21 protein-coding genes are annotated in these 22,772 nt (G+C 62.3%); 19 read left to right on the forward strand and 2 right to left on the reverse strand.

The genetic code is table 11. The features are described from left to right. Nucleotides 1-33: 33 nt before the first annotated feature. Nucleotides 34-1,860: an AMP-dependent synthetase/ligase gene (locus H3T92_RS07170; protein ID WP_186279451.1), complete on the forward strand. Its 1,827-nt coding sequence runs from the start codon at nucleotides 34-36 to the stop codon at nucleotides 1,858-1,860. On the opposite strand, the gene H3T92_RS07175 is transcribed toward H3T92_RS07170, so the two are convergent. Next, the gene (locus H3T92_RS07175; RefSeq protein ID WP_186279452.1) at nucleotides 1,830-3,377 is read right to left on the reverse strand and encodes a hypothetical protein; all 1,548 of its coding nucleotides are present in this window, start codon (nucleotides 3,375-3,377) and stop codon (nucleotides 1,830-1,832) included. The genes H3T92_RS07170 and H3T92_RS07175 overlap by 31 nt on opposite strands. 269 nt (nucleotides 3,378-3,646) lie before the next feature. Further along, nucleotides 3,647-4,906 (reverse strand): NADP-dependent isocitrate dehydrogenase, encoded by a 1,260-nt coding sequence (locus H3T92_RS07180; RefSeq protein ID WP_144085912.1) that lies wholly within the window; start codon nucleotides 4,904-4,906, stop codon nucleotides 3,647-3,649. A 163-nt stretch (nucleotides 4,907-5,069) separates the two neighbouring features. On the opposite strand from H3T92_RS07180, the gene H3T92_RS07185 reads away from it, so the two are divergent. From H3T92_RS07185 to hisG, 18 genes are all read left to right on the forward strand, one after another. After that, entirely contained in the window at nucleotides 5,070-6,194 is a 1,125-nt protein-coding gene (locus tag H3T92_RS07185) for a GuaB3 family IMP dehydrogenase-related protein (RefSeq protein WP_144085913.1), read from the forward strand. Nucleotides 6,195-6,393: 199 nt separating this feature from the next. Continuing rightward, the gene (locus tag H3T92_RS07190; protein WP_144085914.1) at nucleotides 6,394-6,948 is read left to right on the forward strand and encodes a hypothetical protein; all 555 of its coding nucleotides are present in this window, start codon (nucleotides 6,394-6,396) and stop codon (nucleotides 6,946-6,948) included. A 38-nt stretch (nucleotides 6,949-6,986) separates the two neighbouring features. Then, the gene (locus H3T92_RS07195) at nucleotides 6,987-8,969 is read left to right on the forward strand and encodes an AMP-dependent synthetase/ligase (protein WP_144085915.1); all 1,983 of its coding nucleotides are present in this window, start codon (nucleotides 6,987-6,989) and stop codon (nucleotides 8,967-8,969) included. Nucleotides 8,970-8,972: 3 nt separating this feature from the next. After that, nucleotides 8,973-9,455 (forward strand): peptide deformylase, encoded by a 483-nt coding sequence (locus H3T92_RS07200; protein WP_015021747.1) that lies wholly within the window; start codon nucleotides 8,973-8,975, stop codon nucleotides 9,453-9,455. 225 nt (nucleotides 9,456-9,680) lie between these two features. After that, nucleotides 9,681-10,550, forward strand: a complete 870-nt coding sequence (gene rpsB, locus H3T92_RS07205; RefSeq protein ID WP_144085916.1) for a 30S ribosomal protein S2 — start codon at nucleotides 9,681-9,683, stop codon at nucleotides 10,548-10,550. A gap of 26 nt (nucleotides 10,551-10,576) precedes the next feature. Beyond that, on the forward strand, nucleotides 10,577-11,431 hold the full coding sequence (tsf, locus tag H3T92_RS07210; RefSeq protein WP_144085917.1) for a translation elongation factor Ts: 855 nt from the start codon (nucleotides 10,577-10,579) through the stop codon (nucleotides 11,429-11,431). A 209-nt stretch (nucleotides 11,432-11,640) separates the two neighbouring features. Beyond that, nucleotides 11,641-12,396 (forward strand): UMP kinase, encoded by a 756-nt coding sequence (gene pyrH / locus H3T92_RS07215; protein WP_144085918.1) that lies wholly within the window; start codon nucleotides 11,641-11,643, stop codon nucleotides 12,394-12,396. A 114-nt stretch (nucleotides 12,397-12,510) separates the two neighbouring features. Then, entirely contained in the window at nucleotides 12,511-13,065 is a 555-nt protein-coding gene (gene frr, locus H3T92_RS07220; protein ID WP_101432300.1) for a ribosome recycling factor, read from the forward strand. 25 nt (nucleotides 13,066-13,090) lie between these two features. Further along, nucleotides 13,091-14,080 (forward strand): phosphatidate cytidylyltransferase, encoded by a 990-nt coding sequence (locus H3T92_RS07225; RefSeq protein WP_144085919.1) that lies wholly within the window; start codon nucleotides 13,091-13,093, stop codon nucleotides 14,078-14,080. A gap of 44 nt (nucleotides 14,081-14,124) precedes the next feature. After that, the gene (gene rlmN, locus H3T92_RS07230; protein ID WP_144085920.1) at nucleotides 14,125-15,312 is read left to right on the forward strand and encodes a 23S rRNA (adenine(2503)-C(2))-methyltransferase RlmN; all 1,188 of its coding nucleotides are present in this window, start codon (nucleotides 14,125-14,127) and stop codon (nucleotides 15,310-15,312) included. Nucleotides 15,313-15,424: 112 nt separating this feature from the next. After that, entirely contained in the window at nucleotides 15,425-16,201 is a 777-nt protein-coding gene (gene hisF / locus H3T92_RS07235; protein ID WP_144085921.1) for an imidazole glycerol phosphate synthase subunit HisF, read from the forward strand. 140 nt (nucleotides 16,202-16,341) lie between these two features. Further along, nucleotides 16,342-16,755 carry a phosphoribosyl-AMP cyclohydrolase gene (gene hisI / locus H3T92_RS07240; RefSeq protein WP_144085922.1) on the forward strand — a complete coding sequence of 138 codons (414 nt, stop codon included), beginning with the start codon at nucleotides 16,342-16,344 and terminating at the stop codon, nucleotides 16,753-16,755. A 64-nt stretch (nucleotides 16,756-16,819) separates the two neighbouring features. Then, complete coding sequence (trpB, locus tag H3T92_RS07245; protein ID WP_144085923.1) at nucleotides 16,820-18,925, forward strand: tryptophan synthase subunit beta; 2,106 nt, start codon at nucleotides 16,820-16,822, stop codon at nucleotides 18,923-18,925. After that, nucleotides 18,925-19,869 (forward strand): tryptophan synthase subunit alpha, encoded by a 945-nt coding sequence (gene trpA, locus H3T92_RS07250; protein ID WP_144085981.1) that lies wholly within the window; start codon nucleotides 18,925-18,927, stop codon nucleotides 19,867-19,869. Before trpB ends, trpA begins: the two co-directional genes overlap by 1 nt. A 36-nt stretch (nucleotides 19,870-19,905) precedes the next feature. Continuing rightward, nucleotides 19,906-20,817: a prolipoprotein diacylglyceryl transferase gene (gene lgt, locus H3T92_RS07255; protein ID WP_198189705.1), complete on the forward strand. Its 912-nt coding sequence runs from the start codon at nucleotides 19,906-19,908 to the stop codon at nucleotides 20,815-20,817. A gap of 90 nt (nucleotides 20,818-20,907) precedes the next feature. Continuing rightward, nucleotides 20,908-21,573 carry a ribulose-phosphate 3-epimerase gene (rpe, locus tag H3T92_RS07260; protein WP_198189706.1) on the forward strand — a complete coding sequence of 222 codons (666 nt, stop codon included), beginning with the start codon at nucleotides 20,908-20,910 and terminating at the stop codon, nucleotides 21,571-21,573. Between the two features lie 31 nt (nucleotides 21,574-21,604). Beyond that, nucleotides 21,605-21,868, forward strand: a complete 264-nt coding sequence (locus tag H3T92_RS07265; protein WP_144085926.1) for a phosphoribosyl-ATP diphosphatase — start codon at nucleotides 21,605-21,607, stop codon at nucleotides 21,866-21,868. 49 nt (nucleotides 21,869-21,917) lie between these two features. Beyond that, complete coding sequence (gene hisG / locus H3T92_RS07270; RefSeq protein WP_144085927.1) at nucleotides 21,918-22,769, forward strand: ATP phosphoribosyltransferase; 852 nt, start codon at nucleotides 21,918-21,920, stop codon at nucleotides 22,767-22,769. The last annotated feature ends 3 nt before the right edge of the window (nucleotides 22,770-22,772 follow it).

The following is a 22,772-nucleotide window of genomic DNA, read 5'->3' on the forward strand; positions in this document are numbered from 1 at the left end:
ACGCCGTTTCAGCAGGGAGTGGTCATGCAGAACATGCAGCAAGAATTTACGCGTCCGCTTGAGAAGCCCATAGACGCCGATGCCGGTGTCTTCTCCCTGCTTGAGGACAGGGTGAAGCGCCTGGGCGACGATCCTTTGATCGAATATCGGAGCGGACGCGAGTGGAGCACGATAACGGCCCGGGAGTTTCGCGACCGTGTGGTCGCGCTGGCCAAGGGGCTTATGGCCCGGGGGGTTGGCCGGGGGGATTCGGTAGCCATCGTCTCGCACACCCGATGGGAATGGACCGCCCTGGACATGGCCATCCTGGCTATCGGAGCCGTGACGGTGCCGGTCTACGAGACGGACTCTCCCGATCAGATTCGGCGCATCTTCAACGACTCCCATGTCGGCATGGCCTTTCTGGAGGATGACGACATGAGGGCCCGAGTGGACGCTGTTCGTTCCCAGTGTGCCTATCTGAACGACTTGTATGTGATCACCAGGGGAGCACTGACCACCATGACCGCCTATGGACAGGCGGTGGACCAGGCGGATTTCCAAGCCCGTGCCGACTCGGTGCAGGGCTCCGACTTGGCCACCATCGTCTACACCTCAGGCTCCACGGGCAAGCCCAAGGGCATAGAACTCAGCCATAGCAACATCATCTTCACCGTCCGTTCGGGTGTCCAGGCCGTCCCTGACATCTGTCTGGGCGAGGGCAGACGGCTTCTGCTCTGCCTGCCCCTGGCCCACGCTTTCGCCCGTTGTCTGCAGTTCTTCGCCATCGCCACGGATCTCACGCTGGGGCTTACCGGATCCATCCGCAATCTGTTGCAGGACATGCAGACCTTCAAACCCACTTTCATCCTGGCTGTGCCGCGAATCTTCGAGAAGATTTACAACGCGGCCTCCCAGCGGGCCGGAGCAGGCGCCAGGGGCAGGATTTTCCTGGATGCCGCAGGGGTGGCCAGGCAGTGGTCTCGTCATCAGCAGACCGGAAGCCGGGTTCCCATGTCGCTGAAGACCAAGCACCTCATGTATACGGGCACCGTTTACGATCCCATCCTGGAGGCCTTGGGCGGCCGGGTCCGGTATGCCATTTCGGGCGGCGCTCCTCTGGACAGGGACATCGCGGACTTCTTCAACGGCATAGGTCTGCCCCTGCTGGAGGGCTACGGCATGACTGAGACCATGGGTCCGGTGACGGTCAACCCCACCAAAGGCTACCGTCTGGGCACCATCGGCCTGCCCATGCCCGGCATCACCGTGGGCATTGACCAGGAGGGCCAGCTGTGTGTCAAGGGCCCCGATGTCTGCATGGGCTACCACAACCATCCAGAAATCACCACCCGGCAGATTCGCGACGGCTGGCTGATGACCGGCGATCTGGGCAGTCTGGACGAAGACGGATTCGTTCGGTTGACTGGCCGGCGCAAGGAGATCATCATCACCGCAGGGGGTAAGAACATTTCGCCGTCGCTGCTGGAAACAGCCGTTGAACGTTCGCCCATCATCAGCCATTGCATGGTCATCGGGGACCGCAGGCCTTTCATCTCGGCCCTGATCACCCTCAATCTCGAGGAGGTCAACAAGTGGTTGCGGGATCAGGGTGCTGAACCCTTGGACGATGCCGCTTCGGCTGGGGAGAACCCTATCATCCGCACGGAGATCGATCGTGCAGTAGACGCGGCCAATGCTCAGGTCTCCCGGGCCGAGGGCATCCGCCGCTATCTAATTCTGGATCAGGACTTCACTCGTGAAAACGGATTGCTGACCGCGTCATACAAGCCCCGCCGTCAGGAGGTTCTCAAGCGGTATGAGGACCGGATCGAGCAGGAGATCTATGCTCAAAGACCCGCGTCGGCTGGCTTGATGTAGCCTGTATCGATCAGCGCCGCCTTGAGGTTGGAGGCCGAAACCGCAACCAGGGGTCTTGATAGGCGGCGCAGTTGCTTGCCGTCCTGGTTGACGGTCTGGATCGTATCCATGGCTGGCACCTTGCCTTGGCTGTTGAGCCCGACACAGGCCTTGGCAATATCAGCCGCAAGCCCCAGTCTGTCCTCCAGACCAGTCATCCACTGCCGTCCGTCCACGATTTGAGGGATGTTGTCTACGTAGGCGCCGTATCCACTGATGATGGGCCAGGCAGCATGGTCGTCCGAGGGTGTGGAATCCTGGGTCCTGCCCGTGCCCTGTGAAGGATCCGCCTGCGACCTTGTCGGATTCTGCGCTGTAGGACTCTGAGCGGGTTTGGGCACGCGCTTCCGGTGCAGATCCTGGCGACCGACCATGGATCCCACAATGCCTGATATTGAGATCTCTGGGTTGACGTCCGCTGAAGAACCCCGATATCCCAGATCCCCGAGCTCAGAGACCACACCGGAAACAATGAAATCGTTCATGGCCAGAATGCCGTCCACCTCAGTGTGGGTCTTGGCGCCATCGTTCGTGGCCAGGCGGGTCGCCAGCTCTTTGCCGGTAGCCGAGGCGTCCTTGCCTGGATCAAAGGCGATCGCCTGCCAGTCCTTCTCGGTGCTGTCTGCCGTCAGGAGCCCCGAGGGGCTGACAGCCCGTCCATCTTTGAAATAGGGCCCCAGCACCTGCCAGATGCCAGCGAAAGCCTGGGCGGGGAAGGAATGCTGTTCATCCTGATCCTCTTGCTGGTTCTGCCCAGCCTGGCCGGTGTCAACGCCCTTGTCAGCAGGGGATGCATCGGATGATGCATCAGCTGTCCGGTTCGGCAGCAGAATCTCGATGCGGCAGGGGTTGTCCTTGCTGGCCTTGTCCAGCTCCAGCTTGCTGGCCAGCTTGTCCGCCTGCATCTGACCGATGGCCCGTGCATCAGACAATTGCACGAACAGATCCGGTTGGATTCCCGGCACCTGGTTGGCCAGCAGGACCACATGCATGCCCGCGCCCGCAGCCAGCCGCAGAGACGAGACCAGACGTGCGCGCGCCTTGTCTTTGGCATCGGCATCCAAAGACTTGCTGATATAGTCGCCATACTGGCGGGTGATGGAATCCGGCGAGGTCATGGGTGCCACCACCAGTGTGGTCGGCTCTGAAGTCTTCCCGGCCTTGCGCTCCGAAAGACGGTTGACCAGGTAATCCTGCAGCTCCTTGCTTTGATCCTCCAGATTCCCGCTGGTGTAGGCATCGATGTGTTTATCGGAAAGATGCTCCTTGGCCAGTGCCGCCTTAAGCTCAGGAACCAGCGCGGCCCACTTGTTGATGGGCGTGTGCTGGGAGAGGGTGATGCCGTCGGAGGGAGTGAAAATGGCCACCCGACCGGGGACCTCAGCGGCCGCTGTGGTTCCCTGGCTCTGTGAGGCGCTCGGAGACTGTTGTCCACTGCCCGAGGCCGGACCACCGCAAGCAGCAGCCGAGGCTACCATGGCCAGGCCTGCCAGCAGGGCCAGCAAGCTGGACAAACGCCGTGCAAAGCCGGTCTTCTTCACGTTCGCTCCTTCATTCCGACAAAGCCCGACTCTGGCCGGGTCCCGAGCAACCATTCTATGGGCTCTCGGGCAGGAGCGTATGAAGGGTCGATGTTTCGCGTACACGGTCCTCGCCGATGGGACTGACAGTGCAGGCGGATCTGAGGAGATTCACCGCCTGCAAGAACCTTGTGCAATGGCAGGAGATAGTGGTTTTGTCCGATCTGCTAGTCTGCTTTGGCTGTCTTGCGCCCCCTGGTCTCTGCAGGACCTGAAGCCATACGCTCGGCAAGTGCATGGTCCAAGGCGTCCATGAACCCGTCGGTGTCCAGCCAAGGCTGATCAGGACCTACCAGACTGGCAAGATCCTTGGTCATGCGACCGGCGCGCACGGTCTCGATGACTACGGATTCCAGTGTTTGCGCGAACTCGGCCACTTTGGGTGTGTCATCCAGTCGCGCCCGCTGCCTGAGCCCTCCGGTCCAGGCGAAAATGGAGGCGATCGGGTTGGTGGAGGTGGTTTCCCCCTTGAGCCAGCGCCGGTAATGCCTGGTCACGGTCCCATGGGCGGCCTCGGCCTCTACCGTCTGCCCGTCGGCCGTCATCAGCATGGAGGTCATGAGGCCCAGGGATCCGAACCCTTGAGCAATTGCATCGGACTGGACATCGCCGTCGTAGTTCTTGCAGGCCCAGACATAGCCGCCTTGCCACTTGAGCGAGGAGGCCACCATGTCGTCGATCAGTCGATGCTGGTAGGTCAGCCCCTCTTGCTCGAACCGACTCTGGTACTCCTGCTCATAGACCTGGGCGAAAATATCCTTGAAGCGGCCGTCGTAGGCCTTGAGGATGGTGTTCTTGGTGCTCAGGTAGACCGGATAGTGCCTCTGCAGGGCATAGTTGAAGCAGGAGCGGGCGAAGTCGCGGATGGAGTCGTCAAGGTTGAACTGGACCTGGGCCACGCCTGGACCTGGGTAGACCGTCACCTCGCGGGTCACCGGGTCGCTCCCGTCTTCAGGGGTGAAGACGACGCTCAGCTTTCCCGGCCCTGGAACAGTGAAATCGGTAGCCTGGTATTGGTCGCCGAAGGCATGGCGCGCCACCACGATGGGCTTGGACCATCCGGGAACCAGCCGGGGGATGTTGTCGATGACGATGGGCTCACGGAAGATGGTTCCGCCAAGAATGTTGCGGATGGTGCCGTTGGGCGACTTCCACATGCGTTTGAGACCGAATTCCTGCACCCTAGCCTCGTCAGGGGTAATAGTGGCGCATTTGACGCCCACATGCTCGCGCTGAATGGCCTGGGCCGCCTGCACGGTGACCTTGTCGTCGGTGGCGTCCCTGTTGCGGATGCCCAGGTCGTAGTAGTCCAGGTCCACATCCAGGTAGGGCAGAATCAGCCGTTCCTTGATCATTTTCCAGATGACCCGGGTCATTTCGTCACCGTCGAGCTCGACGATGCGTCCCTTCACGGCGATCTTCTCCATGGCGGCCTCCTAACAGTGGGCGGGTCGGGGGCCGGATCCTGCTCCCGGTGCCGCAGTTGCGCTCGCGAACAGTTCTATCCCAAGTTTGTTACTCTCTGTTCCCCTGCTCGTAACCCGTTCGTAGCAAGCCGGAGCGTCATCATGAGGCGCTAGGCTGGCAGACATGACACAGGAAATCGAAATCGGTCTCGGCAAGAAGGCCACGGTGGCCTACACGCTCGATGATGTCTCCATACTCCCTTCCAGAAGGACCCGGGATCCCCAGGATGTTTCCACGGCCTGGCAGGTGGATGCCTACGAGTTCGACCTGCCTCTGCTGGCGGCGCCCATGGACTCGGTGACCAGCCCTGAGACGGCCATTGCCCTGGGACGATTGGGCGGACTGGGTGTGCTGGACCTGGAGGGGCTGTGGACCCGATACGAGGATCCGCGCCCCCAGCTGGACCGGATAGCCCATGCCTCGCCAGAGCAGGCGACCGGGGTCATTCAGGAGGCCTACCGTGAGCCGGTCAAGGCGGAGCTGATCACCCGCCGTCTGCAGGAGATTCGCAAGGCCGGGGTCACGGTGGCCGGAGCCCTGTCCCCTCAGCGCACCCAGGAGTTCTATACCACTGTGGTCGATGCGGGTGTGGACCTCTTTGTGATCCGAGGAACGGCAGTCTCGGCCGAACACGTCTCCACCAGCCATGAGCCCTTGAATTTGAAGAAGTTCATCTACGACCTGGACGTGCCGGTCATCGTCGGCGGGGCCGCCACCTACCAGGCTGCCCTGCATCTGATGCGCACCGGTGCTGCCGGGGTGCTGGTCGGATTCGGCGGGGGAGCCTCCTCAACTGACTCCGCCACCGTCGGAATTCAAGCCCCGATGGCCACGGCCATCTCGGATGTAGCCGAGGCGCGTCGTGACTACTTGGACGAGTCCGGTGGACGCTACGTTCAGGTTATCGCCGACGGGGAGACTGGCACCTCGGGTTCCTTTGTCAAGGCCTTGGCCATGGGGGCCGACGCGGTCATGCTGGGCACGCCTTTGGCCAAGGCCAAGGAGGCTCCCGGCCAGGGCATGCATTGGGGGGCCGAGGCTCATCATCCTGAACTGCCTAGGGGTCGCAGGGTCCAGGTAGGTCAGGTGGGGAGCTTGGAGCGCATACTCTTCGGCCCCAGCGACCGCACCGACGGCAGTCTGAATCTGATCGGGGCCCTGCGCCGGGCCATGGCTTCCACCGGTTATGTGGATGTCAAGAACTTCCAGAAGTGCCGTGTGGCAGTGACCCCCGCCCCCCGCTGCTGAGCAGAATAGGGCATTCACGGTTCAGTTATCCACAATCCGCATCAAGGCCGGTTCAGGTTGACCACATTCCTGAACCGGCCTTTACAATCCCTCGGTGCATTCCTACTCTGGACGTAATCGCTGTCGTTGCGTCGGTTGCCCAGTGCGCCTCGCCGGCATGGGAGGGGGAACAAGCACATCGGAGTGCGAGGAGAGAAGTATGACGGAGTATATGGATCTGGCACCGGTCTGGGATCACGATCGAGCAACCGAGGAGTCGACAGGGCAGGAGATCGGCGGCTGGTGGCCGTCAACCTGTACGCAGGTGCCGCTGGGGCTCGGCGACATCAATTTGACCGTGCGAACGGTCAACTTCATTCGGCCGGGGGATGCTGCCGGACATGAGGGTCTGTCGGCGGATCTCAAGCGTATTCTTGTCAACCTGTGCGCCTTAGCATCCAGGGTCTTCGATGTGTTGCGGGGTCGTTTGCCTATGAAGAACCTGGACCGTGTGCTTAACCGCGTCTGCATGGAACGATTGGCTCTGCTGGCCCAGTTGCTGCGGGATCGGCATCTGGGCATGGTCCGCACGGCGGATCATGCCGGCATGACTTACCTGCCGCTTATTCCTAAACTGGTCGAGATCTACCGCGTAGACCGTGACCGGTACGAAACCACCATCGGATTTCTGGTCGGCGAGCGCACTGTGCTGACCAACCTGATCGTCGCCAGAAGCGGTTCGCGCTGGGTTTGCGTCCGCTTCGACATGGGCTAGGCGGCGGCTTTGGCGGGGTGACCCATATGATGGTGGGTATGTTGCGTGAATATACGGTCGAGCTTCAACACCCGACGACGGACAAGGACACCATCTATTCACTCCTGGCAAAACGCACCGCCCGCGACCCTGAGGAGCTGGTTGCCCAGTGGCAGGATCCCATGACCAGAAACTGGCACGATGTCAAGGCCGGGCAGATGTCCGCACGGGTTCGCGCCGTGGCCAAGGGCATGATGGCTCTGGGCGTGGAAAAGGGCAGCACCGTGGTCATCTATGCCTCCACCAGCTACGACTGGGGGGTCACGGACTTCGCCTGCGCCGCCATCGGTGCGGTCTCGGTGCCCATCTACGAGACCGACTCGCCCACCCAGGCCCAGAAGATCGTTCAGGACGTGGACTGCGTCCTGGCCTTCGCCGGCGACTCAGAGCATGCGCAGATCCTGGAGCAGGTCCGGGGATCCTCGCCCAAGCTCAAGTACGTCTTCAATTTCGAAGCCGGGGGCCTGAACGCAGTCAGTGAATTCGGCCAGGGAATCGAAGACGAGCGCCTGGATCAGGCCATTGCCCAGGTCAAAGCCGACGATCTGGCCACCATCGTCTACACTTCTGGCTCAACTGGGGAGCCCAAGGGTGCCATGCTCTCCAACCGGAATTTTGTCCATATCGTCTTCGTGGGCTGGGATGTGCTCTACCACATGCTGGCAGCACCCTCCCGCCTGATGCTCTTCCTGCCCCTGGCCCACTGCTTCGCCCGTTACATCCAGTACGTGGCCATCGGCGCCCAGGGCGTGGTCGGATACGTCTCCAACGCCAAGCACCTGCTGACTGATCTGCGCACCTTCCGGCCCACCTATCTGCTGGGCGTGCCCCGCGTCTTCGAGAAGGTCTACAACGCCGCCTCGCAGAAGGCCGGCACAGGTCTGGCCGGCAAGGTCTTCGCCAAGGCCACCAAGCACTTCATCAAGTGGTCCAAGGACGAGCAGGAGGGGAGTGGCCATTCGCTCCTGACGCGCCTGGCCCACGCCTTTTACACCAAGACCGTCGGCAACACGATCGAGTCCGCCCTGGGCTCCAACCTGAGTTACCTGGCCTGCGGCGGCGCGCCCATGAATGCCGACCTGGCCCACTTCTTCAACGGGATCGACGGGATCACCTTCATTCAGGGCTATGGGATGACCGAGACGGCGGCCCCCTGCATCGTCAACTTCGAAGATGCCAACGAGGTCGGCTCGGTCGGCCGTCCTGGCTCGGGCATCACGGTCAGGCTGAGCGACGACGATGAGCTCCTGGTCAAGGGCCCCAGTGTCTTCATGGGCTACTACCACCAGCCCGAGCTGGATTCCACCGTGCTCGACAAGGACGGCTGGCTGCACACCGGCGACCTGGCCCAGATCGACGACCAGGGTTTCGTCTTCATCACCGGCCGGAAGAAGGACGTCATCATCACCGCCGGCGGCAAGAACGTGAGCCCGGCGCCTTTGGAGGATGTCATCAGCACCTGCCCCATAGTCTCCCAGGCCGTGGTCGTGGGCGACGGCAGGCCCTTCGTGGGCGCCCTGGTCACCCTGGATGCCGGCATGCTCAGGTCCTGGCTGACCTCCCAGGGCCTGGACGCTGACATGAGCATGGAGCAGGCCAGCCATAACGATGCCATCCATGCCTTCATCCAGCAATATGTGGACAAGGCCAACTGCAACGTCTCACGGGCCGAGTCGGTGCGCAAATTCCTGGTGCTGGACAAGGACTTCAGCCAGGAGGACGGCACCCTGACCCCCAGCCTGAAGGTCGTGCGGCCCGAGGTGCTCAGCCAGTACGCTGAACTCGTGGACAAGGTCCTCTATGCGCCCAGGACGCCCGCCAAGCCCGCCGCCAAGGAGAACGACATCGTCAGCAGGGCACGGACCACCATGAGCGATTCCCTGGCCAGCATGACCGGACGCAAGCGTGATGGCCACCAGGAGGAGCAAACAGACCAAGAGGACGAGAAGGACGGCCGTGACGGCCGGAATGACGAGGAGTAAGCAGTGGCGATTCGTACAATCAGAGTGGTTCCCGATCCGGTTTTGCGCACCCCCTGCGATCCTGTGACCAGCATCACCCCGGCTGTGCGCAGTCTGGTCCGTGACCTGGTGGACACCGTCGACGATCCCGGCAGGGCAGGCTTGTCGGCCAACCAGATCGGGGTGGGCCTGCGCGTCTTCTCGTACAATATTGGCGGCAAGGTGGGCTACATCATCAATCCGGTCATCGACAAGACCTCCGGCGAGCAGTATGGCGAGGAGGGATGCCTGTCCCTGCCCAACCTCTGGTATCCGACCAGGCGGGCCGACTACGCCCGAGCCCACGGCATCGACTTGGATGGCAAAACAGTGACCCTCGAGGGCCATGGCATCATGGGGCGGATGATCCAGCACGAGTGCGATCATTTGGACGGCCATGTCTATGTGGATCGGCTGGAGAGCGACGTTCGCCGCAAGGCCATGCAGCAGCTGAGATCAGCCAGGTAGGCAGAGGGCGAACACGATACCCGAGGTCATTGGCCTTGGGTATCATGGTAATTCGGCGTGTCATTGCGCAGGTCCGCTGTCACGGGTGGGCAGGCGCGCCAAGAGTATTCCCGAACACACGCCGCAAATTCGCGCCATGTCCGCGACGTCCTGTGTCGGTCGGCTCCTCGGAGTTGCACGCAGGTGCACATGGCCAGGCAATAACCGACAATGAAAGGTACGGACATGGCACAGATCACCATGAGCGAAATGCTGAAGGCCGGCGTCCACTTCGGACACCAGACCCGTCGTTGGAACCCCAAGATGAAGCAGTACATCCTGACGGAGCGCAACGGCATCCACATCATCAACCTCTTCAAGTCGCTCGGTCTGATCGACCAGGCCTATGACTTCATCAAGCAGACCGTGGCCCACAACGGCACCGTGCTCTTCGTGGGGACCAAGAAGCAGGCCCAGGAGGCCATCAAGGCCCAGGCCACCCGGGTGAACATGCCCTACGTCTCCGAGCGCTGGCTGGGCGGCATGCTGACCAACTTCCAGACCGTGACCAAGCGGGTCGGCCGCTTGAAGGAACTGGAGGAGATGGACTTCGACGACGTGCACGGCTCGGGGTTGACCAAGAAGGAGCTGCTGCTCCTGCGGCGCGAGAAGGACAAGCTGGAGCGCCAGCTGGGCGGCATCCGCAACATGAACCGCACCCCCTCGGCCCTGTTCGTGGTGGACATCAACAAGGAGGCCCTGGCGGTCTCCGAGGCCAACAAGCTGGGCATCCCGGTTGTGGCCCTGGTGGACACCAACACGGATCCTGAGCTCGTCACCTACCCCATCCCGGCCAACGACGATGCCATTCGCGGCGTCGAGCTGCTGACTCGGCTCATGGCTGATGCCGTGGCCGACGGTCTGCTGGAGCGCTCCGGCAAGGCTGCCAAGACCGAGGAGGCCTCCGACCAGCCCATGGCCGAGTGGGAGAAGAACCTGCTGGAGAACAAGGACGGACAGCCGCAGGAGCAGGCCCAGGAGACCGCCCAGGCTCCCCAGGCCGAGCAGCCTGCGCAAGAGCAGCAGGAGACCCCCGCTGCCGATCAGGCCGCCTGAACCTGGCATCTAGATAGGAGAGTTTTATGGCAAAAATCACCGCTGCACTGATCAAGGAGCTGCGTGACCAGACCGGCGCCGGCATGATGGACGTCAAGAAGGCCCTGACCGAGGCCGAGGGCGACATGGCCCGCGCCAAGGAGATCATCCGCGCCACCGGAATCCAGGCCGCAGGCGCCCGTGAGGGCCGCAAGGCTCAGGAGGGCCTGATAGCCTCCACCGTCGTCGAGGGCGGACAGGGCCAGATCGGCTATGCCGTCGAGCTCAACTCCGAGACCGACTTCGTGGCCAAGACCCCTCAGTTCATCGAGTTCGGCCAGGAGGTCATCGACGACGTGGCCAAGGCTGATGCCTCCAACGCCGAGCAGGTCGATGCCGCTCCATCCAAGTCCGGCACCGTCAAGGAGACCGTTGAGGAGGCTGGCGCGCTCTTCCATGAGCACGTCAAGGTCGGCCAGGTGGCCCGGGTCGAAGGTCCCCGTGTGGAGATCTACGCCCACCGCAAGTCCGTGGAGATGCCCCCATCCATCGTGGCCATGATCGCCACTGATGAGGCCGGCGCCCAGGTGGCCCATGAGGTGGCCCTGCAGATCTCCGCCATGAGCCCCAAGTGGCTCAGCCGCGAGGATGTGCCCGCCGACGTGGTGGAGTCCGAGCGCCGCGTGGCCACCGAGAAGTCCCAGGCTGAAGGCAAGCCCGAGAAGATCATTCCCAAGATCGTCGAGGGGCGTCTGAACGCCTTCTTCAAGGAGACCGTCCTGCTGGAGCAGCAGTACGTCAAGGACACCTCCAAGACCATTGGCGATCTCTTCAAGCAGGCTGGCGGCAAGGCTCTGGCCTTCGCCCGTCTCGAGGTCGGCAAGGGCGACGAGGAGGAGTAGCCCAGCAATGTACTTGAGTTGCCTGGCCTGATCCTGCCTGAGGGATAGGCAGGCGACCCGCATTGATGGCAATTGACAGTGGGGGAGTGGCTTTCGTGGCCGCTCCCCTTCTTTTGCCCCGAGCCTGCTCGAGGAGGGGTTGTCGCCCAGCCCCGGTACCCTATTAGCGGCGTATTCCGCCTGTCATCATGTTTGGAGAAAGGGCTTTTATGACCGGATCCGATTCAGCGCAAAACCCAGCATCGCCTCGTCGTGTGCTGCTCAAGCTCTCCGGAGAGGCCTTCGGGGGAGGCGAAGTCGGCATCGATGTGCAGGTGGTCAAGCGGGTGGCCAAGGAGATCGTTCAGGCGGTGCAGAGCGGCGTGCAGGTGGCCATCGTGGTGGGCGGCGGCAACTTCTTCCGCGGAGCCGAGCTCAGCCAAGCCGGAATCGAGCGTTCGCGCGGCGACTACATGGGCATGCTGGGCACGGTCATGAACTGCCTGGCCCTGCAGGACTTCCTGGAGCAGGATGGTCAGGCCACCAGGGTGCAGACAGCCATCACCATGGGCCAGGTGGCTGAGCCCTACATCCCGCTCAAGGCCATCCGTCACCTGGAAAAGGGACGTGTGGTCATCTTCGGCGCCGGATCCGGCATGCCGTACTTCTCCACCGACACGGTCTCCATCCAGCGGGCCCTGGAGATTCATTGCGTCGAGGTCCTCATGGGCAAGAACGGCGTGGACGGCGTGTACACGGCTGATCCGCACAAGCAGGCTTCCGCGCGCATGTTCACCAACCTGAGCTACCAGCGTGCTCTGGTGGACAATCTGGCTGTTATGGATGCGGCAGCCCTGTCCATGGCCCGGGACAACGACATGCCCATTCGCGTCTTCGGACTGGAGGGCGAAGGCAACGTGACCGAAGCGCTCAAGGGCCAGCGCCTGGGCACCCTGGTCCACGGCGGTCCTGATCATACCCTGTGACCGATTGCGGGCACACCCCGCGCCGCTTGGCCCCCGTGGCCCCATGGCCGTAGAGTATAAGAATGACGGACCTCGCGCGCACAGGCGGATGGTCCATACAGCAAGGAGCAGATCATGACCACAGTGGTGGACCAGGCCGGAAGGCAGATGGACAAGAGCATCGAGGCGACCAAGGAGAACTTCTCGGGAATCAGGACCGGGCGTGCCAACCCCTCCTTCCTCAACGACATCATGGTGGAGTATTACGGCACACCCACACCCATCAAGTCCTTGGCATCCATCGGCGTCCCAGAGCCCCGCACCCTGGCCGTCACCCCCTTTGACCCCTCCCAGGCGGGCGCAGTCGAGAAGGCCATCCGCGATTCGGACCTGGGCGTCAACCCCAGCCGTGACGGCAACGTCATCAGGGTGACCATGCCCGAGCTGACCGAGGAGCGCCGACGGGACTATGTGAAGCTGGCCAAGACCAAGGCCGAGGAGGGCAAGGTGGCCGTCCGCAACATCCGGCGCAAGGTCAAGGAGGAGCTGGAGACCAAGGTCAAGGACGGCGACCTGGGTGAGGATGAGGGCAACCGGCTGCAGAAGGAGCTGGAGACCGTCACCAAGCAGAAGAACGACATGATCGACCAGCTCCTGGATGCCAAGGAGAAGGAGATCCTCGAGGTCTGATCCGCCTGGGGAGGATCCACACTTCATGAGTACTAAGGAAAGCTCTGCCGAGAAGGCGGGTCAGGATGCCGTCGCAACCCTGAACAAGCGAACCGGGCGCAACATGCCGCAGGCGGTGGCCACTGGCGCGCTTCTGGTGGTCATCATCCTGGCCTGCATCCTGGTGCGCATCGACGCATTCATCTACCTGATCGTGATCTTCATGACCCTGGGGCTCTGGGAGCTCAGGGTGGACTTTGCCACAGCGGGCCTGCATATACCGGTGGTCGAGCTCTGGATCTGCTCGGCGGCCACCATGCTGGCCTCCTTCTACGCACCGGATCACGTGGCGGTCATGACCGCCGGTGTTCTGGTCACTGCCCTGGTCGGGGCTCTCGCGGCCACCCGCAACCATCGTCTGGGCGGTCGGCTGGTCAAGGCGGTGAACGCCAAGCTGTCGGGCAAGGACGCGCAGACCATGGCCGATGCCTCCTACGGCCCTGCAGAGCAGGGGAGCAGGTCCAGCAGCCTGGCCAATGTGGGCGTCACCCTCCTGACCGTTGTCTACATCACCCTCCTGGCCTGTCTGATAACCCTGCCCACCACCTTCGGCGGGCATCCTGCAGCTCATGCCTTCATGGTGATTTTCCTGCCCGCCTTAAGCGACATCGGCGGTCTTCTTTTTGGTTCGCTCTTCGGCAAGCACAAGATCGCGCCCCGCATCTCTCCCGGCAAGTCGCTGGAAGGGTTGGCAGGCTCCATGCTCTGCTGCCTGGTTGGCGCTTTGGTCATCTTCGCAGCCACCTATCCCATGGCGGATTGGGGACGGATCTGGTGGGTCGCCCTGCTCATGGGCATCATGGTCGGAGCCACAGGCACCCTAGGCGATCTGAGTGCATCCTTGATTAAACGCGATCTGGGGATCAAGGACATGGGTCACCTGCTCAAGGGCCACGGCGGGGTGCTGGACAGGGTGGATTCCATTCTCATGTCCGCACCGTTCATCACACTGGTCCTTTTGATCACCGGCCTGTGACCGGTATTGATGGTCGGATAACTGATACTGGATGAGGTAGAGGTATGACAGATGTCGATACGACCGGTGCCGAGCCTGAAACCGGCATCACCCCCGGAGGCAAGGATGGCGCCTTCAGGGACGTGCTGGCGGCCGACCATGCGCGTCGAGGCAAGCCGCCTCGTCACTTTACGGACATGGATCTAGAGGAGCGTCAGGAGGTCTGCGCTCAACTGGGCCTGCCGAAATTCCGGGTCTCGCAGCTGGCCAACCACTATTTCAACCATCTGTCCACCAATCCGGACAACTTCACGGATTTTCCCGCGTCCAGCCGTCAAGAAGCCGCGCGCCGCTTCTTTCCTGAACTGATCACACCGGTCACTGTTCAGAAGGCGGACCAGGGGACGACCATCAAGACCCTCTGGGAGCTCTTCGACGGGTCCAGGATCGAGTCCGTGCTCATGCGCTACCCCTCCAGGGCCACCCTCTGCATCTCCAGCCAGGTCGGCTGCGGCATGGGCTGCCCTTTCTGCGCTACCGGTCAGCTGGGATTGACCCGGAATATGTCGACCGGTGAGATTCTGGAACAGGTCAGGGCAGCCTCCCAGATGATGCGGTCCGGACAGGTCGCCGGAGGCCCGGGGCGCCTGAGCAATATCGTCTTCATGGGGATGGGCGAGCCCATGGGCAACTACCGGGCTGTGCTTTCCGCAGTCAGGCAGATCAGCGCCCTGCCGCCCAAGGGATTCGGCATCTCGGCCAGGAACATCACCGTCTCCACGGTCGGCGTGGTACCCGGCATCCGCAAGCTGACCAAAGAGGGGATCCCGGTCCGTCTGGCCGTCTCCCTCCATGCCCCCAGCGACAAGCTGCGCGACGAGCTGGTCCCCATGAACCGCCGCTTCAACACCACCCAAGTCTTGGACGCGGCTCACGACTACTACCTGGCCAGCGGCAGGCGGGTCAGCATCGAGTACGCCCTGATGCGCGGCATCAACGACCAGGCCGAGCATGCCCGTCTGCTGGCCAAGCGTCTCAACCATTACGGGGACGACTGGGCGCACGTCAACCCCATCCCTCTGAACCCGATTGAGGGGTCTCGCTGGACGGCCTCCAAGCCCGAGGATGAGCAGCGCTTCCTGGACATTCTCCACAAGGCCGGCATCGCTGCAACCATGAGGGACACCCGCGGATCGGACATCGACGGCGCCTGCGGCCAGCTGGCAGCCAAGGCCGTCAAGCTCCAGGCCTAATCCGGCGTTCTGCAATCACCATGCCATAGTGTGGACATGCCATGGTCTTCGGATGCCAGAGAAGCTAAGGTCTTGATTCAAACAAATCGGTTCAGGCAGGAAGGCGGGTCGCATGACGGTAGCGGTTCGTGTCATTCCCTGCCTGGATGTCGACAAGGGCCGTGTGGTCAAAGGCGTCCACTTCAAGAATCTGCGCGATGCGGGCGATCCGGTCGAACTGGCTTCCGCTTACTACCAACAGGGCGCTGACGAACTGACCTTTCTGGATGTGACCGCTTCGGGCAGCGGGCGAGCCACCATGGTGGACCTGGTCAAGAGCACTGCCGACCAGATCTTCATTCCGCTGACCGTAGGCGGAGGCGTGCGGACCCCGCAGGATGTCGACACTCTCCTGCGGTCAGGGGCCGACAAGGTCGGCATCAACACGGCAGCCATTGCCAATCCGCAGGTCATCGGCGACATCGCCCAACGGTTCGGTCGCCAGGTTCTGGTGCTTTCGGTCGATGCCCGCCGATCGAATGCCCAGGGCATTACCTCAGGATATGAGGTGACCACCATGGGCGGCCACCAGTCCACCGGCATCGATGCCATTGACTGGGTCAAGCAGGCCCAGAAGCTTGGAGCCGGCGAGATCCTTCTCAACTCCATGGATGCGGACGGTACCCGTCAGGGATTCGATCTGGAGATGATCGCCGACGTGCGCAAGGCCGTATCCCTTCCCCTCATCGCCAGTGGCGGCGCAGGCAAGGCCGCCGATTTTCCTCCTGCTGTCAAGGCTGGGGCCGATGCGGTCCTGGCGGCCTCCGTCTTCCATTTCGGCCAGGTGTCCATCAAGGATGTCAAGCAGGCGCTCCATGCGGCCGGGTATCCGGTTCGATGGCAGGCCTGAACCAATCCCGAAGAGAATTTTCAGCACCATACGGTGCATGGCATTTGCAGGCCCTGTTGGCAGCAATCGGGAAACTGTACCCATACCATAAACAAGCAACCGACGAGGATATGTCGGACAAATCAGGAGAATGAGGATCAATGTCACAGTCTTCGAAGGACCAGGAAGCACGTTTGGACCCGAGCATAGCGGCCAGGCTCAAGAAGGACGCCAAGGGACTTGTGGCCGCAGTGGTCCAGCAGTATGACAGCCGCCAGGTTCTTATGGTCGGTTACATGGACGAGGAAGCCCTTAGACGGACCCTGACAACAGGAAGAGTCACATTCTGGTCCCGCTCCAGGCAGGAATACTGGCGCAAGGGCGACACCTCCGGGCATGTCCAATACGTCAAGGGGGTCAGCATCGACTGCGACGGGGACGCCTTGCTCATCGAAGTCGACCAGGTGGGGGCGGCCTGCCACACTGGACACAGGTCGTGTTTTGAAGCCGGAGGGCCCTTGCCCGCGGTGCAGGGCAATCGCACGCAGGCGCAAATGCAGAACCAGGAAGGGTAATTCAGTGCAGAAAGACGCTAAGGTTGTGGCAGGGAACACACAGGAAACTGGAGGGAAGGGCTCTATGACCGTCTTGGATGAACTGGTAGCCGGCGCCGTGGAAGATGCCAGGAGCCGGGTACAGCAGATTCCCCTGGAAAGCCTCAAGCAACAGGTCAGGAGCATGAAGCGCAAACCTCTGGATGCCGCGCGACTGCTCAGGGAGAGCGTCGGCATTCCGATCATCGCGGAAATCAAGCGCGCCTCGCCTTCCAAGGGGTACCTTGCCGACATCAACAATCCCGCCGCCCTGGCCCGGCAGTATGCCAACGGGGGCGCTTCGGCCATATCGGTCCTGACCGAGGGCAGACGCTTCCTGGGATCCTTGGAGGATCTGCGGCAGGTCAGACAGGCCGTAGGCATTCCCGTGCTCAACAAGAATTTCATCGTCTCCGACTACCAGGTCTGGGAGTCCAGGGCCAATGGGGCCGACATGATCCTGCTGATTGTGGCGGCTTTGGATGACGCCCGCCTCAAGCACCTGCTCGACCTGGCCGGGAGCCTGGGCATGACCGCCCTGGTCGAGACGCACGATCGCCAGGAGATCGAGCGGGCCATTGCGGCCGGCGCTCGGGTGATCGGCATCAACGCCCGGAATCTGAAGGACCTGAGCGTCGACGTTGACCAGTATGCCCGCCTGGCCTCCAACCTGCCCAAGGATGTGGTCAAGGTGGCCGAGTCCGGAGTGTTCGGCACGGTCGAGCTGGAGCGGTATGCCCGGGCCGGGGCCGATGCGGTCCTGATAGGAGAAGGTCTGGTCACCTCACAGGATCAGGAGGGTACCGTCCGCTTGCTGGTTCAGGCTGGTCACCGCTTCAAGGCCGCCGAGGCCAGGCCCCTCTCAACCCATGACGGTCCCTATTTCGGCCCTTATGGCGGACGTTTCGTCCCTGAGGCCCTGGTGGGCGCCCTCGACGAGCTGGAGCGCGTCTACAAGGAGGCCAAGGCTGATCCGGCCTTCCGCGAGGAGCTGAACAGGCTCAACCGGGTCTATGTGGGGCGTCCTTCGGCCCTGACGCCGGCGCCTCGGTTCGCCAAGCTGATCGGCGATCGGGTCGGCGGTCAGGTCAGGGTCTTTCTGAAGAGGGAGGATCTGAACCACACGGGCGCCCACAAGATCAACAACGCCCTGGGTCAGGGGCTCCTGGTCAAGCGTATGGGCAAGACACGCGTCATTGCGGAGACCGGCGCCGGCCAGCATGGCGTGGCCACGGCTACGGTCTGTGCCCTCCTGGGCTTCAAGTGCCGAATCTACATGGGGCAGATAGACGCCCGCAGACAGGCCCTGAACGTGGCCAGGATGCGGATGCTGGGAGCCGAAGTCGTCGAGGTGACCACCGGGACCAGGATCCTCAAGGACGCCATCAACGAGGCCCTGCGCGACTGGGTGACCAACGTGGAGACCACCCACTACCTGCTGGGCACGGTTGCCGGCCCCCACCCCTTCCCGACCATCGTCAGGGACTTCCAGAAGATCATCGGCGAAGAGGCTTCCGCGCAGCTGTCCGCATACGGCATCGACCATCCCGACGGGGTTGTGGCCTGCGTCGGCGGAGGCTCCAACGCCATCGGCATCATGAACACTTTCCTGGACGATCCCCGGGTTTCCCTTTACGCTTACGAGGCCGGCGGGGACGGGCCCAAGTCGGGCAAGCATGCCATCCGCCTTTCGCCCGGCACCGGTCAGATCGGTGTCTTCCAAGGGACCAAGTCCTATATGCTGGAGGACGACCAGGGCCAGACCATGGACACCTACTCCATCTCCGCCGGCCTGGATTACGCCTCAGTGGGGCCTGAGCATGCCTGGCTGCACGACATGGGCCGGGTCAAGTATGACTATGCAACTGACAATGAGGCCATGCAGGCTTTCAGCGACCTGTGCCGGACCGAGGGCATCATCCCCGCCCTGGAGTCCTCGCACGCCTTGGCTGGAGCCAGCAAGGCGGCCACCGACCTTTTGCGCAAGGGAATCAGAAATCCTGTCATTCTGATCAACATCTCGGGCAGGGGCGACAAGGATGTGGCCACGGCGGGCAGATGGTTCGGCTACCTGTCCGAGCAGGAGGCCAGCGCTCTGGAAGCCCAGGCCGGGCGCAACAGAAGCGATCAAGCAGAAGAGGAGGCCCGATGATGGTCAACCAGCAATGGCAATGGCAGAAAGCCCCCGCCCAGCCTGTCCAGCCTGTCCAACCCCAGCCTGTCCAACCCCAGCCTGTCCAACCCCAGCCTGTTCAACCTAAGGGGTTCAGTCGCACGGCCAGCCCGGTGGCGTCCACGCTGCAGGCCCTCCGCCAAGAGGGCAGGCCGGCTTTCATCGGCTACTTCCCCTATGGATTCCCCGACGTGCCCACATCCCTGGAGGCCATGCGGGTCATGGTGAAAAGCGGGGTGGACATCCTCGAGATCGGACTGCCCTACAGCGACCCGGTCATGGATGGTCCGGTCATCCAGGCGGCCAGCAAGTGCGCCATCGACAATGGCGTCAAGGTCGACGGTGTCTTCGACGCGGTCCGTCAGGTCCAGGCGGACGGTGCCAGGGCTCTGGTCATGAGCTACTGGAATCTGATCATGCATCATGGAGTGGCGGACTTTGCCGCCCGCATGGCCGAGGCCGGCGGGTCCGGTCTGGTCACCCCGGATCTGATCGTCGACGAATCCGGGGAGTGGATAGAGCAGTCGGACCGGTATGGACTTGACCGGGTCTACCTGGTCTCGCCAGACTCCACCGATGCCCGTCTGCAGATCACATCCCGTGCAGCCAGGGGCTTCGTCTACGCGACCTCCCGGATGGGCGTGACCGGCGAACGGACCAGCATGTCCAACTCGGCCCAGAACCTGGTGGCGAGAGTCAGGCATGCAGGTGCCCCTTATGTGTGCGTGGGCATCGGAGTGTCGACCGCCCAGCAGGCCTCACAGGTCGGCGCCTACGCGGACGGGGTCATCGTCGGCTCGGCCCTGGTCCACTGTCTTCTGGATGACGAGGGCAGGCCAAGGAAGGACCGCAGAAAGGCACTGGATTCCTTGGCTGAGGTCTGCTCCGACCTGCGCTGGGGCATCTCCCAGTCAAGGAAGTGAATGGGCTGTAAGGCCCAAGGGCTAGATTGGGGCTTTATGACGCTTGCCTACATTCCATCGCCGGGAATCTCCAGCTTCCATCTGGGGCCGGTCACCATCCGGTTCTATGCGCTGACCATGCTTCTGGCCATCATCGTGGCTGCCTGGATCACCGCCAGGCGCTGGAAGAAGGAGGGTGGCCGGACCGACCAGATTCTGGACATCGCTATCTGCGCGGTACCGGCCGGCATCGTCGGCGCAAGGCTCTACCACGTCATCACCACCCCTGAGCGGTATTTCGGAGCTGATGGCAACCCAGCAGACATTCTGCGCATCTGGCGTGGCGGTCTGGGCATCTGGGGTGCAGTCCTCCTGGGAGCACTGGCAGCCTGGGCCTGGTGCCGTCACAAGAGCTACCCGACCGCCCTGCTGGCCGACAGCGTGGCTCCTGCCCTTCTGGTGGCCCAGGCCATCGGGCGACTGGGCAACTGGTTCAACCAGGAGCTCTACGGGGCCCCCACCACGCTGCCCTGGGGACTGAAGATCGATGCGGCAGGTTCCGCCATCGGCAGCAGCGAACAGTGCTATGACGGGGCCACCTGCCCGACCGGCACCCTCTTCCAACCCACATTCCTCTATGAGATGATCTGGAACCTGATCGGCGCGGCCCTCCTGGTCTGGATCGGCCACAAGGCCGTGAACGTGCTCAAGGCCGGCTCCCTCTTCGCCCTCTATGTCATGTGGTACACCCTGGGGCGCACCTGGATCGAGGCCCTGCGCATCGACTTCGCCCACGAATTCCTGGGAGTCAGGGTCAACGTCTGGGTGTCCATGACGGTCTTCTTCCTGGCGGCCGCAGCCTTCGTCCTCATAGCGCGCAAGGGCAAGCCGACCTCCCTGCTGTCCGAAAAGCTGCGGACCATCACCGAGCTTGAGGTACGTCAGGAATCCGAGGCCCGGAGCAAGTAGGGCAGGGGTCATCTATCCAAGGGCCGGCAGGTGTGCAATTGGGCCACAAACCGGTGCCGCCGGTCTTCCGTACAACATAGAATAATCTGCATGAGCATTCAGATAGCACCCAGCATTCTTTCCGCCGATTTCGCCAACTTGGAGCGGGATCTTAAGGCTATTGCCGATGCCGATATGGTCCACGTGGATGTGATGGACCACCATTTCGTTCCTAACCTGACCCTTGGCGAGCCCGTGGTGGAGCGCATCTGCCAGGTGACCGACCTGCCGGTGGATGTGCATCTGATGATCGAGGACCCCGACCGCTGGGCCCCGGAATTCGCCAAGCTGGGTGTCGCCTCCGTCACCTTCCACACCGGAGCCGTCCATGCCCCGGTCCGTCTGGCCCGCCAGCTGCACGACATGGGGGTCAAGGCCTGCCTGGCCGTGCGCCCTGCCGAACCCGTGGAGCCGATCTTCGACATTCTCGATGAGTTTGACATGATTCTGGTCATGACTGTGGAGCCAGGATTCGGCGGGCAGAAGTTCCTGGACAATCAGATGCCAAAGACCCGCCGCCTTCGTGACCAGATCACCGCACGTGGCCTGAAGACCCACATCCAGGTGGATGGCGGGGTAAGCCCCACCACGGCTCCCATCGTGGCAGAAGCTGGAGCCGACGTTTTGGTCGCAGGCTCCGCGGTCTACGACGCTGACGACCCGGCCAAGGCCATTGACCAGATCAGGCAAGCCGCGCAGGTAAGCTACAAGGACTGACAGGTTTTGCAGGAAGAATGGAGATAGCCAGATGAAGACCTTCGATGGGTTGTTTGAGGAGCTCACGGCCAAGGCCAAGGAGCGCCCAGAAGGGTCCTTGACCGTGGGCGAGCTGGATAAGGGCACGCATTTCATCGGCAAGAAGATCAATGAAGAGGCCGGAGAGACCTGGATCGCCGCTGAGTACGAGGGCAAGGAACGGACGGCCGAGGAGATGAGCCAGCTGCTGTACCACATCCAGGTCATGATGATCGATCGGGGCATCACCCTGGAGGATGTCTACAGGTATCTGTGACCCCCATCCCATCCCGCTGTAGATTCGCTTCCGCAATTAGGAGGTTGCCGTGTTGAAGGTCGCGGTGCCCAACAAGGGCATGTTGTCCCAGCCCGCATGGAGGCTGCTGTCAGAGTCCGGCTATCGTCTGCGTTCCAATGACCGGCAACTGGTGGTCGATGACGTCGACAACGACATCCAGCTCTTTTACTTAAGGCCCAACGACATAGCGGTCTATGTCGGCCTGGGAACCATCGATCTGGGCATCACCGGGCGTGACCTGCTGCTCAACTCCGGAACCAGGGCCGTCGAGGTCATTGAGCTGGGATTCGGCGCGTCCACCTTCAGGTTCGCAGCTCCGGAGGCCAGTGCTATCAAAACTTTGCAGGACGTGGACGGCAAGCGGATCGGCACCACCTTCGACAGGCTTCTTGAGGACTACCTGACCGGCAAGGGGCTCAAGGCCGAACTGATCCACTTGGACGGGGCGGTGGAGTCGTCGGTTCAGCTTGGAGTAGCCGACCTGATCGCCGATGTGGTCTCCACCGGCACCACCTTGCGCAACGCCGGGCTTCGGGTCTTCGGCGATCCCATTCTGAAATCGGAGGGGATTCTCATCAGATCACCCCGTCTGGATCCAGATGATGAGCGGTTGGCGGTCATGTCCCGCAGGCTGGAGGGTGTGCTGACAGCCCGCCGCTATGTGCTGATGGATTATGACATCCCGGTGGAGCGCGTAGCCATGGCGGTGGGCATCACCCCCGGCTATGAGTCGCCGACAGTCTCCTCCCTGCACGACAAACAGTGGGCGGCAGTCAGGGCCATGGTCCCCAGGGACCAGGTGAACAACCTCATGGACCGTCTCTATGAGATCGGTGCGCGTGCCATCCTTGTAACTGCCCTTCAAGCTTCTAGAATGTAGTCG

It is taken from the genome of Bifidobacterium sp. W8112, from assembly GCF_016101425.1.
Classification (GTDB): Bacteria; Actinomycetota; Actinomycetes; order Actinomycetales; family Bifidobacteriaceae; genus Bombiscardovia; species Bombiscardovia apousia.

What these genes read in the sequence shown, in the direction of transcription:
- H3T92_RS07170 (WP_186279451.1), top strand. Translation starts at nt 34, where the DNA reads ATGCAGCAAGAATTTACGCGTCCGCTTGAGAAGCCCATAGACGCCGAT.
- H3T92_RS07175 (WP_186279452.1), bottom strand. Translation starts at nt 3,377, where the DNA reads ATGGTAGCCTCGGCTGCTGCTTGCGGTGGTCCGGCCTCGGGCAGTGGA.
- H3T92_RS07180 (WP_144085912.1), bottom strand. Translation starts at nt 4,906, where the DNA reads ATGGAGAAGATCGCCGTGAAGGGACGCATCGTCGAGCTCGACGGTGAC.
- H3T92_RS07185 (WP_144085913.1), top strand. Translation starts at nt 5,070, where the DNA reads ATGACACAGGAAATCGAAATCGGTCTCGGCAAGAAGGCCACGGTGGCC.
- H3T92_RS07190 (WP_144085914.1), top strand. Translation starts at nt 6,394, where the DNA reads ATGACGGAGTATATGGATCTGGCACCGGTCTGGGATCACGATCGAGCA.
- H3T92_RS07195 (WP_144085915.1), top strand. Translation starts at nt 6,987, where the DNA reads ATGTTGCGTGAATATACGGTCGAGCTTCAACACCCGACGACGGACAAG.
- rpsB (WP_144085916.1), top strand. Translation starts at nt 9,681, where the DNA reads ATGGCACAGATCACCATGAGCGAAATGCTGAAGGCCGGCGTCCACTTC.
- tsf (WP_144085917.1), top strand. Translation starts at nt 10,577, where the DNA reads ATGGCAAAAATCACCGCTGCACTGATCAAGGAGCTGCGTGACCAGACC.
- pyrH (WP_144085918.1), top strand. Translation starts at nt 11,641, where the DNA reads ATGACCGGATCCGATTCAGCGCAAAACCCAGCATCGCCTCGTCGTGTG.
- frr (WP_101432300.1), top strand. Translation starts at nt 12,511, where the DNA reads ATGACCACAGTGGTGGACCAGGCCGGAAGGCAGATGGACAAGAGCATC.
- H3T92_RS07225 (WP_144085919.1), top strand. Translation starts at nt 13,091, where the DNA reads ATGAGTACTAAGGAAAGCTCTGCCGAGAAGGCGGGTCAGGATGCCGTC.
- rlmN (WP_144085920.1), top strand. Translation starts at nt 14,125, where the DNA reads ATGACAGATGTCGATACGACCGGTGCCGAGCCTGAAACCGGCATCACC.
- hisF (WP_144085921.1), top strand. Translation starts at nt 15,425, where the DNA reads ATGACGGTAGCGGTTCGTGTCATTCCCTGCCTGGATGTCGACAAGGGC.
- hisI (WP_144085922.1), top strand. Translation starts at nt 16,342, where the DNA reads ATGTCACAGTCTTCGAAGGACCAGGAAGCACGTTTGGACCCGAGCATA.
- trpB (WP_144085923.1), top strand. Translation starts at nt 16,820, where the DNA reads ATGACCGTCTTGGATGAACTGGTAGCCGGCGCCGTGGAAGATGCCAGG.
- trpA (WP_144085981.1), top strand. Translation starts at nt 18,925, where the DNA reads ATGGTCAACCAGCAATGGCAATGGCAGAAAGCCCCCGCCCAGCCTGTC.
- lgt (WP_198189705.1), top strand. Translation starts at nt 19,906, where the DNA reads ATGACGCTTGCCTACATTCCATCGCCGGGAATCTCCAGCTTCCATCTG.
- rpe (WP_198189706.1), top strand. Translation starts at nt 20,908, where the DNA reads ATGAGCATTCAGATAGCACCCAGCATTCTTTCCGCCGATTTCGCCAAC.
- H3T92_RS07265 (WP_144085926.1), top strand. Translation starts at nt 21,605, where the DNA reads ATGAAGACCTTCGATGGGTTGTTTGAGGAGCTCACGGCCAAGGCCAAG.